Annotated in this window: 12 protein-coding genes; 7 read left to right on the top strand and 5 right to left on the bottom strand. The window is 53.6% G+C overall.

Going from position 1 to position 16478, the window contains the following annotated elements; all coding sequences use genetic code 11:
• Positions 1-55: 55 nt before the first annotated feature.
• The 4 genes from BZK41_RS25540 (at position 56) to BZK41_RS25525 (ending at position 6084) form a co-directional block, all read left to right on the top strand.
• Positions 56-1147, top strand: a complete 1092-nt coding sequence (locus tag BZK41_RS25540; protein ID WP_139762671.1) for a LacI family DNA-binding transcriptional regulator — start codon at positions 56-58, stop codon at positions 1145-1147.
• Positions 1148-1268: 121 nt separating this feature from the next.
• Positions 1269-4346 carry a beta-galactosidase gene (locus BZK41_RS25535; RefSeq protein ID WP_079940037.1) on the top strand — a complete coding sequence of 1026 codons (3078 nt, stop codon included), beginning with the start codon at positions 1269-1271 and terminating at the stop codon, positions 4344-4346.
• Between the two features lie 57 nt (positions 4347-4403).
• Entirely contained in the window at positions 4404-5657 is a 1254-nt protein-coding gene (locus tag BZK41_RS25530) for an MFS transporter (protein ID WP_048226366.1), read from the top strand.
• Between the two features lie 154 nt (positions 5658-5811).
• Positions 5812-6084: a YceK/YidQ family lipoprotein gene (locus BZK41_RS25525; RefSeq protein ID WP_079940036.1), complete on the top strand. Its 273-nt coding sequence runs from the start codon at positions 5812-5814 to the stop codon at positions 6082-6084.
• A gap of 44 nt (positions 6085-6128) precedes the next feature.
• Here BZK41_RS25525 and prpE read toward each other — a convergent pair whose 3' ends face one another.
• The 4 genes from prpE to prpB form a co-directional block, all read right to left on the bottom strand.
• Complete coding sequence (gene prpE / locus BZK41_RS25520) at positions 6129-8015, bottom strand: propionate--CoA ligase (protein WP_079940035.1); 1887 nt, start codon at positions 8013-8015, stop codon at positions 6129-6131.
• 40 nt (positions 8016-8055) lie between these two features.
• Positions 8056-9507: a bifunctional 2-methylcitrate dehydratase/aconitate hydratase gene (locus BZK41_RS25515; protein WP_079940034.1), complete on the bottom strand. Its 1452-nt coding sequence runs from the start codon at positions 9505-9507 to the stop codon at positions 8056-8058.
• A gap of 163 nt (positions 9508-9670) precedes the next feature.
• Entirely contained in the window at positions 9671-10840 is a 1170-nt protein-coding gene (gene prpC, locus BZK41_RS25510; RefSeq protein ID WP_032942476.1) for a 2-methylcitrate synthase, read from the bottom strand.
• Between the two features lie 80 nt (positions 10841-10920).
• Entirely contained in the window at positions 10921-11802 is an 882-nt protein-coding gene (gene prpB / locus BZK41_RS25505) for a methylisocitrate lyase (RefSeq protein WP_003830903.1), read from the bottom strand.
• 253 nt (positions 11803-12055) lie between these two features.
• Here prpB and prpR point away from each other — a divergent pair, with 253 nt between their 5' ends.
• Positions 12056-13666 carry a propionate catabolism operon regulatory protein PrpR gene (gene prpR / locus BZK41_RS25500; RefSeq protein ID WP_079940033.1) on the top strand — a complete coding sequence of 537 codons (1611 nt, stop codon included), beginning with the start codon at positions 12056-12058 and terminating at the stop codon, positions 13664-13666.
• A 32-nt stretch (positions 13667-13698) separates the two neighbouring features.
• Here prpR and yahO read toward each other — a convergent pair whose 3' ends face one another.
• Positions 13699-13974: a DUF1471 family periplasmic protein YahO gene (gene yahO, locus BZK41_RS25495; RefSeq protein WP_032942474.1), complete on the bottom strand. Its 276-nt coding sequence runs from the start codon at positions 13972-13974 to the stop codon at positions 13699-13701.
• 265 nt (positions 13975-14239) lie between these two features.
• On the opposite strand from yahO, the gene BZK41_RS25490 reads away from it, so the two are divergent.
• Together BZK41_RS25490 and BZK41_RS25485 are read left to right on the top strand one after the other, a co-directional pair.
• Entirely contained in the window at positions 14240-14872 is a 633-nt protein-coding gene (locus tag BZK41_RS25490; protein WP_079940031.1) for a LysE family transporter, read from the top strand.
• Positions 14873-14951: 79 nt separating this feature from the next.
• Positions 14952-16340, top strand: a complete 1389-nt coding sequence (locus tag BZK41_RS25485) for a diguanylate cyclase (protein WP_079940030.1) — start codon at positions 14952-14954, stop codon at positions 16338-16340.
• Positions 16341-16478 lie beyond the last annotated feature (138 nt).

Below are 16478 nucleotides of genomic sequence, written 5' to 3'. Positions count from 1 at the left end.
ACCCCAAAACCGTCCCGCTGTGGCATCATAGCGCACAGATAACGTCATGACAGGGGTGATAAACGTGAAACCGGTAACGCTATACGATGTTGCAGACCATGCAGGCGTCTCTTACCAGACCGTCTCGCGCGTCGTGAACCAGGCCAGCCACGTTTCCGCAAAAACCCGACAGAAAGTTGAGGCCGCGATGGCGGAACTCAATTACATCCCTAACCGCGTCGCACAGCAGCTGGCTGGCAAACAGACGCCACTAATTGGCGTTGTGACGGCAAACCTTGCCCTGCATGCCCCCTCACAAATCGTTGCCGCCATAAAATCCCGCGCCGACCAGTCTGGTGCCAGCGTGGTGATCGCCATGGTCGAGCGCAGCGGCGTGGAGTCCTGTAAAGCTGCGGTCCACAATCTGCTTGCTCAACGTGTAACCGGGCTTATCATCAACTATCCGCTGGATGAAGAAGATGCCATTGCCGTGGCCACCGCCTGCGGAACGGTGCCGGTGCTGTTTCTCGATGTCTCTGACCTGACGCCAATTAACAGCGTGATTTTCTCTCATGACGACGGCGCGCGCCTCGGCGTTGAACATCTGGTGCAGTACGGACATCAGCGTATCGCCCTGCTGAGCGGGCCGCACACTTCCGTTTCGGCAAGGCTTCGACATGCGGGCTGGCACAAGTATCTGGCACATTACCAGCTACAACCCGTTGTGGAGCTGGAAGGTGACTGGAGCGCGATGTCTGGTTTTCAGCAAACGATGCACATGCTAAATAACGGTAACCTCCCTACCGCCATGCTGGTCGCTAACGATCAAATGGCGCTGGGCGCGATGCGGGCAATCAGCGAGTTCGGTCTGCGGGTCGCCGTAGATATATCGGTAATAGGCTACGATGACACAGAAGACAGCGCCTGTTACATCCCACCGCTGACCACCATCAGGCAGGATTTCCCGTTGCTGGGTGAAACCAGCGTCGACAGGCTGCTGCAACTCCCCCGTGGCGAATCAACCGCGGGCAACCAACTGCTGCCAGTCACCCTGGTCAAGCGCAAAACGGTTCTTCCTCCCGATACGCAAACCACCACTCCCCAGGCGCTGGCGGATTCACTGATCCAGCTGGCGCGGCAAGTTTCTCAGCTCACCCCTAAAATGTGAACGCATAACAATTGTGTGAGTCAGTTCACTTATTGAACGCCCCATCCTTTACAGCAAGGAGCGCTTGTTCGTATTTTGATTGAAATTGTGAGCGAGTAACAAATTCAAACAGGATACCGTTATGAACCTGAACACAGATTCACTCTCCGCTGTTCTGGCCCGCCGCGACTGGGAGAATCCCGGCGTCACGCAGCTCAACCGGCTGGAAGCGCATCCGCCTTTTTGTAGCTGGCGCTCAGCGGATGATGCGCGGACTAATCAGCGCTCGACTCAGTTACGCTCGCTGAATGGCCAGTGGCAATTTGCCTGGTTTGCCGCACCGGAGGCTGTGCCGGAAAGCTGGCTGACAAGCGATCTGCCACAGGCAGACATCATCAACGTCCCCTCTAACTGGCAGATGGACGGTTATGATGCGCCAATTTATACCAACGTCACCTACCCAATCCCGGTTAATCCTCCGTACGTTCCGGCACAGAACCCGACAGGATGTTACTCGCTCACATTTAATATCGAAGACGCGTGGTTAGATGAAGGTCAGACGCGCGTTATTTTTGACGGGGTCAATTCCGCATTTCATTTGTGGTGCAATGGTCGCTGGGTCGGCTACGGTCAGGATAGCCGTCTACCGTCTGAGTTTGATCTTAGCGATTATCTGCTGCGCGGCGAAAACCGCCTGGCTGTGATGGTGCTGCGCTGGAGCGACGGCAGCTATCTGGAAGACCAGGACATGTGGCGCATGAGCGGCATTTTTCGCGATGTCTCCCTGCTGCATAAGCCCACTACGCAAATCCGCGACCTGCGCATTAATACCCGATTTAATGACGACTTCAGCCGCGCCACGCTGGAAGCGGAAGTCAGAGTGGCGGGCAGCGAGAGCGAAGATTTACGCGTCACCCTACAATTGTGGGAAAGTGAAACGCTCAGCCACGAAACGACCTCACCGCTCGGCAGCGAGATCATTGATGAACGCGGCGCTTATCATGACCGGGTGACTCTACGTCTGAACGTCGAAAAACCGGCGCTGTGGAGTGCCGAAACGCCCAATCTGTACCGCGCCGTTGTGCAGTTACGTACCGCGGACGGAGTGCTGATTGAAGCGGAAGCCTGTGACGTTGGCTTTCGCCAGGTTTGTATCGAAAACGGTCTGCTGCTATTAAACGGCAAGCCGCTGTTGATTCGCGGTACCAACCGCCATGAGCACCATCCGGTCAACGGCCAGGTGATGGATGAGGCGACGATGGTGCAGGACATCATCCTGATGAAGCAGAATAACTTCAACGCCGTGCGCTGTTCCCATTACCCGAACCATCCGCTGTGGTACACCCTGTGCGATCGCTACGGCCTGTATGTGGTCGACGAAGCCAACATTGAAACCCACGGCATGGTGCCGATGAATCGCCTCACCGACGATCCCGCATGGCTGCCAGCCATGAGCCAGCGCGTCACGCGCATGGTACAGCGCGATCGCAACCATCCGAGCATTATCATCTGGTCACTGGGCAATGAATCCGGCCATGGCGTCAATCACGACGCGCTCTACCGCTGGATAAAATCAGAAGATCCGTCACGTCCGGTACAATATGAAGGCGGCGGCGCAAATACCGCGGCGACCGACATTATTTGCCCGATGTACGCCCGCGTCGATCAGGATCAGCCCTTCCCCGCAGTCCCCAAATGGTCGATTAAAAAGTGGCTGTCGATGCCCGGCGAACAACGCCCGCTGATCCTCTGTGAATACGCCCACGCCATGGGCAACAGCTTTGGCGGCTTCGCCAAATACTGGCAAGCGTTCCGTCAGTATCCGCGCCTGCAGGGCGGATTTGTCTGGGACTGGGTGGATCAGTCGCTGATCAAATATGATGTGAACGGCAAAGCGTGGTCAGCCTACGGTGGCGATTTTGGCGACACGCCTAACGATCGTCAGTTTTGCATGAACGGACTGGTATTTGCCGATCGCACCCCGCATCCGGCGTTATATGAGGCCAAACATGAACAGCAGTTTTTCCAGTTCACGCTACTGCCGGGCGCTGAACGCCAGATTGAAGTGACCAGTGAATATCTGTTCCGCCGCAGCGATAACGAAGTTCTGCACTGGTCGATTGCCCTGGACGGCAACCCGCTGGCCGCCGGAGAAATCGTTCTGGATATCGCCCCACAGGGCCGCCAGGTGATTACCCTGCCGAACGTTCCGATGCCGGACACCGCAGGCGAGCTGTGGCTGACGGTGCGCATAGAGCAGCCTCAGGCGACCGCATGGTCAGAAGCCGGGCACATCAGCGCCTGGCAGCAGTGGAAGCTGGAAGAGAAGCTCAGCCTGGTACGTCCATCACGCGCCAGCAGCGCACCACAACTGGATGTTAGCGAAAGCAATTTTACCGTGGCGGCCAACAACACACGCTGGCAATTCGATCGTCAGTCCGGCCTGCTGACACAATACTGGATTGATGATGTAGCCCAGCTGTTAACCCCACTGACCGACCAGTTCACTCGCGCGCCGCTGGACAACGACATCGGCGTGAGCGAATCAACCCGCATCGACCCTAACGCCTGGGTCGAGCGCTGGAAGGCTGCCGGTCACTATCAGGCTGAAGCAACGTTACTGCACTGTGCTGCCGATACGCTGAGCAATGCGGTACTGATCACCACCGAACATGCGTGGCAGTATCAGGGCAAAACGCTGTTCATCAGCCGAAAAAACTACCGCATTGATGGCAGTGGTGAAATGCAGATAACGGTGGATGTCGACGTTGCCAGCGGTACGCCGCATCCGGCCCGCATCGGCCTGAGCTGCCAGCTGGCGCAGGTCGCAGAGCGAGTGAACTGGTTAGGCCTCGGCCCACATGAGAACTACCCGGACCGCCTGGGCGCCGCCTGTTTTGATCGCTGGGATCTGTCGCTTGATGAGATGTACACCCCGTATGTTTTCCCAAGTGAAAACGGTCTGCGCTGCGGCACACGCGAACTGCACTACGGCGCGCATCAGTGGCGCGGAGACTTCCAGTTCAACATCAGCCGCTTTAGCCAGCAGCAACTGATGGAAACCAGCCACCGCCATTTGCTGCAACCTGAAGCGGGCACCTGGCTCAATATTGATGGCTTCCATATGGGCGTTGGCGGCGATGATTCGTGGAGTCCTTCCGTGTCGCCGGAATTTCAGCTAAGCGCCGGACGTTATCACTACCAGGTTATCTGGGGTTAAACATAATAATAATGGGCAGGTTATGACCTGCCCTTATTTTGCCTGAGGAAGTCAGTTATGTATTATTTAAAAAACACTAACTTTTGGATGTTCGGCTTTTTCTTCTTCTTTTACTTTTTTATTATGGGTGCGTATTTCCCCTTCTTCCCTATCTGGTTACACGATGTAAACCATATCAGCAAAGGCGATACCGGCATCATATTCGCCTGTATCTCACTGTTTTCTTTGTTATTCCAGCCAATTTTCGGACTACTATCCGATAAGCTCGGCCTGCGTAAACATCTGCTGTGGGTAATTACCGGCATGCTGGTAATGTTTGCCCCGTTCTTTATTTACGTTTTTGGCCCATTATTACAGGTTAATATTTTATTGGGTTCAATTGTCGGCGGGATTTATCTTGGCTTTATTTACAATGCCGGCGCTCCGGCGATTGAAGCCTATATTGAAAAAGCCAGCCGCCGAAGCAACTTTGAATTTGGTCGCGCGCGCATGTTTGGCTGCGTGGGCTGGGCGCTGTGCGCCTCTATTGCCGGCATTATGTTCACCATCAATAACCAATTTGTCTTTTGGTTAGGCTCCGGCTGTGCGGTCATTCTGGCATTGCTGCTGTTATTTTCAAAAACAGATGCCCCCTCTTCTGCAAAAGTCGCAGATGCGGTAGGTGCCAACAACTCGGCATTCAGCCTGAAGCTGGCGCTGGAGTTATTCAAACAACCGAAACTTTGGTTTCTCTCCCTGTACGTGGTTGGCGTTTCCTGTACTTACGATGTGTTTGACCAGCAGTTCGCCAACTTCTTTACCTCGTTCTTTGCCACCGGCGAACAGGGCACCCGCGTGTTTGGCTACGTCACGACCATGGGTGAATTACTCAATGCCTCGATCATGTTCTTTGCGCCGCTGATTGTGAATCGCATTGGCGGGAAGAACGCCCTGCTGCTGGCCGGTACGATCATGTCGGTGCGAATCATAGGCTCGTCATTCGCTACCACTGCACTGGAGGTCGTGATCCTCAAAACGCTGCATATGTTTGAGATACCGTTCCTGATTGTCGGCTGCTTCAAGTACATCACCAGTCAGTTTGAAGTACGTTTCTCGGCCACGATTTACCTGGTGTGTTTCTGTTTCTTCAAACAGTTAGCAATGATTTTCATGTCAGTTCTGGCCGGGAAAATGTATGAGAGTATTGGTTTCCAGGGAGCGTATCTGGTGCTGGGGATTATTGCGCTGAGCTTCACGCTGATTTCCGTATTTACCCTTAGCGGGCCGGGGCCGTTTTCCCTGCGGCGTCGTCGCGAAAGCGTCGCGCTGTAAAAGCCTCTTTGCCGGATGCACCACTCACGTGGTTTATCCGGCCTACAACGCGCCATCTTCACACGACCATCCTGACCTGGAGGTTTAAGTTCTGCGGACAACAAACCGCTTTTTTACCGTTATGGTAAAACGGGGCGAGAAGCCAGGTCATAGCATGAACAGAAAGACAATTGCGGTAACGACGCTCTTTATCAGCGCATTACTTTCAGGATGTGGCAGCATTGATGCACGCACGGCAGGCGAGAATTCAGATACCTATTACGTGGGTATGCATCATGATATTGATAAACTAAAAAACCCAGGCGCTTACGATTATAACTATTTCGATTTAGCGCTGTTATTTGTTGATGTACCGTTATCGATCGTGGCCGATACGGTTTATGCGCCGTTTGATTACTATCACGGGCCGTATAAGAAAGTTGATTAGGACGTAGGCCCGGTAAGCATTGCGCCACCGGGCATCACACGATGTTACTCTTCAATCGCCTGACGAATTTGCTGTAAAGACGCGGGATCGTCAATGGTCGTTAGATCGCCAGGATCGCGGCCTTCACAGATCGCCTGGATCGTCCGTCTGAGCATTTTGCCGGAGCGCGTTTTCGGCAACTGCGACACAAACCAGACGTGCGCCGGACGGCCAAAGTTACCAATCTGACTGTCCACCAGCGCCATAATCGCCTTCTCTTCCGAATGCGCGATGTCGCGATCTTCAAGGCTGTCGCTCTGTTTCGGAATAACAAACGCGACTGCTACCTGCCCCTTCAGCGCGTCCTTCACGCCGACCACCGCCACTTCGGCAACGTTCGGATAGCTGGAAATACTCTCCTCTATCTCACGCGTCCCCAACCGGTGCCCGGCCACGTTGATGACATCATCCGTACGGCCAAGGATGAAGTAATAGCCGTCAGCGTCACGAATGCCCCAGTCAAAGGTGGCGTACACCTGGCGAGAAAACAGCGACCAGTAGGTATTCACAAACCGCGCGTCATCCCCCCAGATGGTCTGAATACAGCCCGGCGGCAGCGGCCCTTCAATCACCAGCATGCCCTTCTCATTCGCTTCGCATGGCTCACCGCTTACCTCATTGAGCAACTGCACGTTATAGCCGTACATCGGCACGCCAGGACTGCCCAGCCGCGACGGGCGCTCGTCCAGCCCGCGGGCGATCGCCATAATCGGCCAACCGGATTCGGTCTGCCAGTAGTTGTCGATAACCGGGACGCCCAGCGTTTCCGTTACCCAACTGGCGGTCGGTTCGTCCAGCGGCTCACCCGCCAGATACAGCACCTCCAGCGAGGAGAGATCGTGATTGCGGATTTGCGCGGTCGGGAATTTCTTCAGTACACGTATCGCCGTTGGCGCGGAGAACATCCGGCTGACCTGATACTTCTCAACAATTTTCCACCATACGCCACAGTCTGGGTACGTTGGCAGACCTTCGTACACCACCGTCGCCATCCCTGCCAGCAATGGGGCATACACGATATAGGAATGCCCAACCACCCAGCCGATATCTGATGCGCAGAAGAACACGCCGCCCGCTTTACCGCCGAAAATGGTGTCCATCGAGGTCGCCAGCGCGACCGCGTAGCCGCCAACGTCGCGCTGCACGCCTTTCGGTTTACCGGTTGTACCGGAGGTGTAGAGAATGCAGGACGTTTCGTTCGACTCCAGCCAGGCAACCGGCACCCGCGCGCCGAGATGCTGTTGGCGCAGCGCGGCAAAGTCGAGGTCTCGCCCCTCTACCCGCGCCATTTTCGCCAGACCGCGATCGACCAATACCACATGACGCGGCTGGTGCTGCGCCTGATCGATCGCATCATCGAGCAGTTTTTTATACGGCAGGATTTTGCCGCCGCGCGCCCCGGCATCCGCCGACACGATAACCACCGGTCGGGCGTCGTCGATACGCGCCGCTACGCTGTGCGAGGCGAAACCACCGAACACCACCGAGTGGATCGCCCCAATGCGCGCGCAGGCCAGCAGCGTAATGTGCGCCTCGGCGATCATCGGCATATAAACCAGTACCCGATCGCCGCGCTGTACGCCCAGTGACAACAACATCGCCGCCGCGACGTTCACTTCGTCATACAGCTGACGAAAGGTAAACGTGCGTTCTTCTTCGGTTTCTGATGACACAGCAATCAGCGCCAGCGCGTCAGGCTGTTTCTCCAGCCAGCGGTCGATGGCGTTGTGGCACAAATTGGTCGTGCCGCCGCAAAACCAGCGGGCAAACGGCGGATTACGGTGGTCCAGCACCTGCGTATACGGCTGCTGCCAGTCAATACGCTGGGCCTGCTCGGCCCAGAACGACTCCGGCTGCGTAATAGAACGTTGATAAAACTCGCTATAAGACATAATGCTCTCCTGTTGAACTTACGCCTTGCCGCACGCAGGTTTAGATTACATAAAGGTCCATATACTCATTGACCGGCATCTGCTCCAGGCGAGTTCTGTCCAGGGAGACATCCAGGATGCGCTGCTGCTGACGGGTCGGGAACTGACGCGCCAGGTTAATTTTGAACTTCTCGACCAGTTTCGGCATACCGTCATTACGACGGCGCGCGTGGCCGATTGGGTATTCCACTACCACTTCTTCAAAGCGTGAGCCGTCGGTGAATTCCAGCGTGATGGCATTCGCGATGGCGCGTTTTTCCGGGGCGTGGTAATCGGCAGTAAAGGCCGGATCTTCGAAGCAGTTAATCTTTTCACGCAGGGCGTCAATGCGTTTATCCTGCGCCACGCCGTCTTCGTAATCTGCCGCCGTTAAGCGTCCGAACAGCAGCGGGATAGCCACCATGTACTGGATGCAGTGGTCACGATCCGCCGGGTTATTCAGCGGGCCTTTTTTATCGATGATGCGAATACAGGCTTCGTGCGTACGAATGGTCACTTTTTCGATATCGGCAGCGGTCTTACCGGCGGCCTGTAACTGCTCGTACAGCGTCATCGCCGCTTCTACCGCGGTCTGCGAGTGGAACTCTGCCGGGAAGGAAATTTTAAACAGCACGTTTTCCATCACGTATGAACCGTACGGACGCTGGAAGCGGAAAGATTCGCCTTTGAAAGAGACATCGTAAAAGCCCCAGGTTTTCGCCGTCAGCGCGGACGGGTACCCCATTTCACCGGTTTTCGCCATCAGCGCCAGACGTACCGCGCGCGATGTCGCATCGCCTGCCGCCCAGGATTTACGCGTGCCGGTATTCGGCGCATGACGATAGGTACGCAGCGACTGACCATCGACCCACGCCAGCGAGACGGCGTTGAGAATTTCATCCCGGTTCAGGCCGAGCATCTCAGCAACTACCGCCGTTGAGGCGACTTTGACTAGCAGGACGTGATCCAGTCCTACGCGGTTGAAGGAGTTTTCCAGCGCGATACAGCCCTGAATTTCATGGGCTTTAATCATTCCAGTTAACACTTTTTTCATGGTTAACGGCGCTTTCCCCACCGCAACTGCATTGCGCGACAGCCAGTCAGCCGTCGCCAGAATACCGCCGAGGTTATCGGAAGGATGGCCCCATTCTGCGGCCAGCCAGGTATCGTTAAAGTCCAGCCAGCGGATCATCGCGCCGATGTTAAACGCCGCCTGCACCGGATCAAGCTGGAACTGGGTGCCCGGAACGCGCACCCCGTTCGGGACGACAGTACCCGGTACGACCGGCCCCAGCAATTTTTTACAGGCCGGATATTCCAGCGCTTCCAGACCACAGCCAAGGGTATCAAGCAGGCAATAATGCGCGGTGTCATACGCCACCTTCGAGGTGATCTCGTAGTTCATGACGTAATCAACGATATCAACGATTTCGCGGTCAAATTCAGGGCGGACGTTCGAAATATGTGCGGACATAGGGTACAACTCCTGTTTTTATCTTTATACCCGTCATACTTCAATCTGCATGCGCGTTGGCTACGCTCGCTCACCCCAGTCACATAGTTCGCTATGCTCCTGGGGGTTCACTCACTTGCCGCCTTCATGCAACTCGAATTATTTAGGGTATAGAGGTTTTGAATTAACAACGTTTTTCAATCGGGACAAATTCGCGATCTTCCGGGCCGGTGTAGTTGGCTGAAGGACGGATAATTTTGTTGTCCTGGCGCTGTTCGATGATGTGCGCCGCCCAGCCGGTGACGCGGGCGATAACGAACAGCGGTGTGAACATTTCAGTGGGGACGCCCATCATGTTGTAGGAAACCGCCGAGAACCAGTCGAGGTTGGGGAACATTTTTTTCGTTTCCCACATCACCTCTTCCAGACGATCGGCAATGTTGTACATTTTCAGCGAACCGCCTTCCTGAGAAAGCTGTTTCGCCACGCGCTTGATCACCTGATGGCGCGGGTCGGCGATGGTGTAAACCGGGTGACCAAAGCCAATCACCACTTCTTTGTTTTCAACGCGTTTACGGATATCCGCTTCGGCTTCGTCCGGCGTTTCGTAGCGCTGTTGGATCTCCAGCGAGACTTCATTCGCGCCGCCGTGTTTCGGCCCACGAAGTGCGCCAATTGCGCCGATAATCGCGGAGTACATATCAGAGCCCGTTCCCGCAATCACACGCCCCGTGAAGGTAGAAGCGTTAAACTCGTGCTCGGCATACAGCACCAGCGAAATGTGCATCGCCTTTTCCCAGCTTTGCGACGGCTTTTCACCATGCAGCAGGTGCAGGAAGTGACCGCCAATAGAATCATCGTCGGTTTCCGGCTGAATGCGCTCGCCGTTATGGCTGTAGTGATACCAGTACAGGAGGATAGAACTGAGCGAAGCCAGTAGTTTGTCGGCAATATCACGTGCGCCGGATACGGTATGTCCTTCTTTTTCCGGCAGCGTACAACCCAGCGCGGAAACACCAGTACGCATCACGTCCATCGGATGTGAGGCGGCAGGCAGCGCCTCCAGTACGGTACGCACGTTAGCGGGCAATCCGCGCAGCGCTTTCAGTTTGCTTTTATAGGCGGTGAGCTCATCGCGGGTGGGCAATTTCCCGTGAATCAGCAGATGCGCAACTTCTTCAAATTCACACTGTTGCGCCAGGTCAAGAATATCGTAGCCACGATAGTGCAGATCGTTACCGCTTTTACCCACGGTACATAAGGCAGTATTTCCGGCAGCGACGCCTGACAGCGCAACCGATTTTTTAGGTTTAATGACATGGGTACTGTTTTGCAGGATCGTTGTGTCGCTCATGTTGTCCTCGTCATTTTTATAATATGTAGGGTACAAATTTATTGCCGGATGGCGGCTACGCCTTATCCGGCCTACAACGGCTACTTTTTGGTGTACAACGCGTCGAGCTTCTCTTCGAACTGGTAGTAATTGATGCTTTCGTACAGCTCGTTGCGCGTCTGCATAATGTCGATAACGTTCTTTTGCGTACCTTCCTGACGCAGCACGTTGTAAACCTTCTCCGCCGCGCGGTTCATGGCACGGAAAGCTGACAGCGGGTACAGCGCCATCGCGACGTTCGCGCTGCGCAGTTCATCGGTGGTAAACAACGGTGTGGCGCCAAACTCGGTAATGTTGGCGAGGATTGGTACCTGTACCGCATCAGCAAACTGGCGGTACATCGCAAGTTCGGTAATGGCTTCCGGGAACAGCATGTCAGCGCCCGCTTCGACATACGCCTGGGCACGATCGATGGCTGCCTCTAACCCTTCCACCGCCAGCGCATCGGTCCGCGCCATAATCACAAAGTTGGGATCGGTGCGCGCATCAACGGCGGCGCGGATCCTGTCGACCATCTCTTCTTTCGAGACGATCGCCTTGTTCGGACGATGACCGCAGCGCTTGGCGCCAATTTGATCTTCAATATGCAGCGCAGCAGCACCCGCTTTGGAAATCGACTTGACGGTACGCGCCACGTTGAATGCAGACGATCCAAAACCGATATCCGCATCCACCAGCAATGGCAGCGGGCAAACATCCGTAATGCGACGAATATCAGTCAGCACATCATCAAGGGTTGAAATACCGAGATCCGGCAGCCCCAGCGATCCCGCCGCGACGCCGCCGCCGGAGAGATAAATCGCCTGATAGCCGGCGCGTTGAGCCAGCAGAGCGTGGTTGGCGTTGATGGTGCCAACGATTTGTAATGGGTTTTCTTTGGTGAGCGCAGCGCGAAACGCCAGCCCTGGGGAGTGTAGAGACATATCCCGTCCTCTTGTTATCAACTTGTTATCGTTCGTTGATATTTCTAAAGCAAGGGGTATGCCAAAGACCTTAACTTCTACTCAAATTCTATTTTTTATTTTTAAAACAATGAATTATATTTATTTCCTGCATTTTTTATGTACAAAAGCGTGTCAGCTATCGTTTCATGAAACGTTCCTTCACGTTTCATTGCAACATTTATGAAACACAACTAAACCCTACTACTCGGTTCCTTACTTTTTGGGGTTGGTTATGGCAAATACGCATCTACCGCCGCGAGTGAACGACGATAAACCGGTTATCTGGACAGTCTCGGTCACCCGCCTGTTTGAACTTTTTCGCGACATCAGTCTGGAGTTCGACCACCTGGCGACCATCACCCCCATTCAGCTTGGTTTTGAAAAAGCGGTGGCCTATATCCGTAAGAAGCTGGCCACCGAGCGTTGCGACGCCATCATTGCGGCGGGCTCCAACGGAGCGTATCTGAAAAGCCGTTTATCGATTCCGGTGATCCTGATTAAACCCAGCGGATTCGACGTGCTGCAGGCGCTGGCAAAAGCCGGGAAGCTCACCTCGTCGATTGGTGTCATTACCTATCAGGAAACCATCCCTGCGCTTCTCGCCTTTCAAAAAACCTTCAATTTGCAGCTTGAACAGCGCAGCTATATCACCGAAGAAGATGCCCGTGGGCAAATCAACGAGCTGAAGGCCGGCGGCACACAAGCGGTAGTTGGTGCGGGATTAATTACCGATCTGGCAGAAGAAGCAGGTATGACCGGCATCTTTATCTATTCGGCGGCCACCGTGCGTCAGGCTTTTGTCGATGCGCTGGATATGACCCGCCTGACGTTACGCAGAAACGGTCAGTACGCTTCTGGCGATACGTTACGCACCCGTTATGCGCTGGGAGATATGCGCGGTCACTCTGCGCAGATGGAACAGGTGCGGCACACCATTATGCTCTACGCCCGTTCGCGTTCGCCGGTCCTCATTCAGGGCGAAACAGGAACGGGTAAAGAGCTGGCCGCACAGGCCATTCACCGTGAGTTTTTCACCCGTCAAGAGAATCGGCGCGGTAAACCCTCGCCGCCGTTTGTTGCCGTCAACTGCGGGGCAATCACCGAGTCATTGCTGGAAGCGGAGCTGTTCGGCTATGAGGATGGCGCCTTTACCGGCTCTCGCCGAGGGGGGCGCGCGGGCCTGTTTGAAATCGCCCACGGCGGAACCCTGTTTCTTGATGAGATAGGCGAGATGCCGCTGCCGTTACAAACCCGACTGCTGCGCGTGCTGGAAGAAAAAGAGGTTACCCGGGTCGGTGGACATCAGCCGATTCCGGTCGATGTCCGGGTGATTAGCGCCACACACTGTAATCTGGAGCAGGAGATGAAACAGGGGGAATTTCGTACCGATCTGTTTTATCGCCTGAGCATTTTACGCCTCAAGCTGCCGCCGCTGCGCGAGCGGTTGCCCGATATCCTGCCACTGGCGGAGGGCTTTTTAAAACAGTCGCTGGCGGAACTGGACGTGCCTTTTTCTGAGCCAGTGCGCAAGGGGCTGGGATTAAGTCAGCCGACGCTGCTGAATTATGGCTGGCCGGGGAATATCCGCGAGCTGCGTAATATGATGGAACGTCTGGCGCTGTTTTTAAGCGTCGAGCCGCAGCCGGCGTTGAACGTAGAATTTTTACAACAGCTATTACCGGAACTGGCCATTTCTGCTGACTCACCGCAAGCATCGTCATTGCTGACGCCGCAGCAGGTGTTGGCGCAATTCAATGGTGATAAAACCGCGGCTGCACGCTATCTCGGAATTAGCAGAACCACGTTCTGGCGCAGATTAAAAGAAAACCCGCCGGTACAATGACCGACGGGTGTCGTATTTTTTACAGCTGCACGTTATTTTTTCTTGTAAATATTGGCTGTGCCATGGATTTTGTTATCCGTTTGGCCGGAGGTTAATACCACCACGTCAGCGCCTTTCTCTTCAGCTTTCTTCAGAAGGTCTTCTTTCGCATCCGAAGTAGAGACTTCATTACTCGTTGAAATATCGCCGATTTTTGTATACTGAGACTCAACCTTTTCAAACTCAACCTTCGTCATAAATTCCGCGGCATACGCGTTGGTCACAACAAAAGCTAACGCACCAATAAGTACTTTAATTCCAGTTTTCATATAAAAGCTCCAGATTTTGTTATATATGCCATCATCGCCCCCTGAACATTCGACATGCGAGTCAAGGATGATTAATAAGTAGTTCAGGCTGACAAAAAGATCCAGAGCAGGCGGAAATATAAAGAGATTTTGCGAATCGTTAATTACGAAAAACGCAGTGGCGCTGCGTTTTAACGCGCAGTGTGAGTGAATGCGCAGAATGACGTGCGCACTAAAATTATAGTGTTAGCTGTCTTTCCCGTGTTTACTAATGGAAACGTTGTCTATGGAACCTTTGCACGCCGTTGTACTCACCGTCAGCCTCTTTGTTTTAACCTTTTTTAACCCCGGCGCAAATCTGTTCGTGGTGGTACAAACTAGCCTGGCATCCGGACGACGCGCAGGCGTGATGACCGGTCTTGGCGTGGCCTTAGGCGATGCGTTCTATTCCGGCCTTGGGCTCTTTGGTATGGCAACGCTAATCACCCAGTGTGAAGAGATATTTTCATTGATTAAAATTGTCGGCGGCGCCTATCTGCTGTGGTTTGCCTGGAACAGCATCCGCCATCAGGCCACGCCGCAAATGCCCACGCTACAGCAGCCGCTTTCGGCTCCATGGTATGTGTTTTTCCGCCGTGGATTATTAACGGATTTATCTAATCCGCAAACCGTGCTGTTTTTTATTAGTATCTTCTCGGTCACTTTGAGCGTAGACACACCTACGTGGGCCAGACTGATGGCCTGGGCAGGCATTGTGTTGTCTTCCGTTATCTGGCGTATTTTTCTCAGCCAGGCATTTTCTTTGCCCGCTGTGCGCCGTGCTTATGGCCGCATCCAACGCGTTGCCAGCCGAGTCATTGGCGCAATAATAGGTGTCTTCGCGCTAAGGCTTATTTATGAAGGTATTAGCCATCGTTAAGAGAGTTTAACTTGACCATCGTGACGTAATTGTCCGTAATACCGCCTGAATTTTTAATCGCAGGTTGAGTGGCAGTGAGATGGAACAGGTTGAACCGGTAAACGACACATTACTCCTTACAGAATGGCAGGCGCTGATACGACAAACATCGCCTGAAGTTCACACGCTCCTCACATCGTTAAGCGATGAAGAGATCCGTCATTTAGTGACCGTTTTTTATGACTATATGCTCTCCCATGCCCAGAGCGCATTGTTCCTCAATACAGAACAGGTCAGTACCCGTCTCAGCGGCAGTATGTTTGACTGGTTACGCAGCGTGCTTGGCAGCGCGCATGAAGATCTCTCACAACTGCTGGACAAACAGCGCAAAATTGGCGTGGTGCATGCCCGCATCGGTCTGCCCATCGATCTGGTGAATCGCGGTGCACGCAAGCTCAAAGATGAGCTGTATCGGGTGTTGAAAACCAAAGCTGACGAATCATCTTCCCTGCTGAGCAATGCTATCTGTTTCAGCAGTCTGGCAATGGATACTGCGCTGGAGGCCATGACCGTCTCCTATTCTCCAAGCCATCAAAACTCCCTGCATACGCAGGAGCAGTATCGTCTGCAGACTATTTACGATGACGTTAACGTCGAGCGCGAACGGCAAATCCGTTCGTTTACCGACTGGGAAAACCAGTTTATCTATAACATCGCCACCGGAATGCCTTTCGGTGAAATGGTGTTTCTGGCGAACTCTGATTTTGGTATGTGGTTCTCGCATAAGGGAAAACATATTCTTGGCAACAGCAATTTGCTCAAAGAAATGGAATCACTGATTGCAGAGATCGACGCCCGTCTGACGACCACCCTGTCACCTCATCATCAGCCGACAGAACCCGAGCGGATGAGCTTATTACAGGATGTTCGCCAGTTGTCGGCAAAAATCCATTTCCTGCTCGCTTCAATGTTTGAGGCGCTGGTTAAGCAGGAAAATGGTAAAGATTCGCTGACCCAGTTGCTTAATCGCCGCTTTATTCCGACCATCATGCGACGCGAAATCTCGCTGGCGTTACATGCGCGTAAGCCTTTTAGCCTGGCGATGCTGGATATCGACTACTTCAAGCAAATTAACGATAACTTCGGGCATAATACCGGCGATCTGACGCTCAAAAATGTCGCAGCGGTCATTTATGATCATATCCGTAGCAGCGATTACGTGTTCCGCTACGGTGGTGAAGAATTTATGATTCTGCTTGTCGAGTCAGATAAATCGCAGGCCAGTATTATCCTGGAAACGCTGCGTATGAAAATTGCCGGGATGCGCATGGCAGCCTCTGCGACAGAAACGTTTTCTATTACCGTCAGTATCGGTATTGCCGAATATGATTATCATCCCGACTACAAACAGCTGGTTGATAAAGCCGATCGCGCACTTTATCAGGCAAAAAGTAATGGTCGCGACCGCGTTGAGGTTTATCAGGAATAATCATTGTCCTGTAGAGAAATAAATACCCCGTTCAGGGTATTTATCTGACTTGCGATAAATATCGAGCTGTTATTTTTATTCAGGCGTATTGGCATGATGAAAATAACAGCCACGTAATAAGATGCAAATCAAATACAC

Source organism: Citrobacter sp. A316 (genome assembly GCF_002042945.1).
In the GTDB taxonomy this organism is placed as follows: domain Bacteria; phylum Pseudomonadota; class Gammaproteobacteria; order Enterobacterales; family Enterobacteriaceae; genus Citrobacter; species Citrobacter portucalensis.
This window is presented reverse-complemented; position numbering and strand designations above follow the sequence as displayed.

Excerpts from the sequence above, each read along its gene's own strand:
- prpE (WP_079940035.1), bottom strand. The coding sequence starts at position 8,015 with ATGTCTTATAGCGAGTTTTATCAACGTTCTATTACGCAGCCGGAGTCG.
- BZK41_RS25490 (WP_079940031.1), top strand. The coding sequence starts at position 14,240 with ATGGAACCTTTGCACGCCGTTGTACTCACCGTCAGCCTCTTTGTTTTA.
- prpC (WP_032942476.1), bottom strand. The coding sequence starts at position 10,840 with ATGAGCGACACAACGATCCTGCAAAACAGTACCCATGTCATTAAACCT.
- BZK41_RS25515 (WP_079940034.1), bottom strand. The coding sequence starts at position 9,507 with ATGTCCGCACATATTTCGAACGTCCGCCCTGAATTTGACCGCGAAATC.
- BZK41_RS25530 (WP_048226366.1), top strand. The coding sequence starts at position 4,404 with ATGTATTATTTAAAAAACACTAACTTTTGGATGTTCGGCTTTTTCTTC.
- BZK41_RS25485 (WP_079940030.1), top strand. The coding sequence starts at position 14,952 with ATGGAACAGGTTGAACCGGTAAACGACACATTACTCCTTACAGAATGG.
- BZK41_RS25535 (WP_079940037.1), top strand. The coding sequence starts at position 1,269 with ATGAACCTGAACACAGATTCACTCTCCGCTGTTCTGGCCCGCCGCGAC.
- prpB (WP_003830903.1), bottom strand. The coding sequence starts at position 11,802 with ATGTCTCTACACTCCCCAGGGCTGGCGTTTCGCGCTGCGCTCACCAAA.
- prpR (WP_079940033.1), top strand. The coding sequence starts at position 12,056 with ATGGCAAATACGCATCTACCGCCGCGAGTGAACGACGATAAACCGGTT.
- yahO (WP_032942474.1), bottom strand. The coding sequence starts at position 13,974 with ATGAAAACTGGAATTAAAGTACTTATTGGTGCGTTAGCTTTTGTTGTG.
- BZK41_RS25525 (WP_079940036.1), top strand. The coding sequence starts at position 5,812 with ATGAACAGAAAGACAATTGCGGTAACGACGCTCTTTATCAGCGCATTA.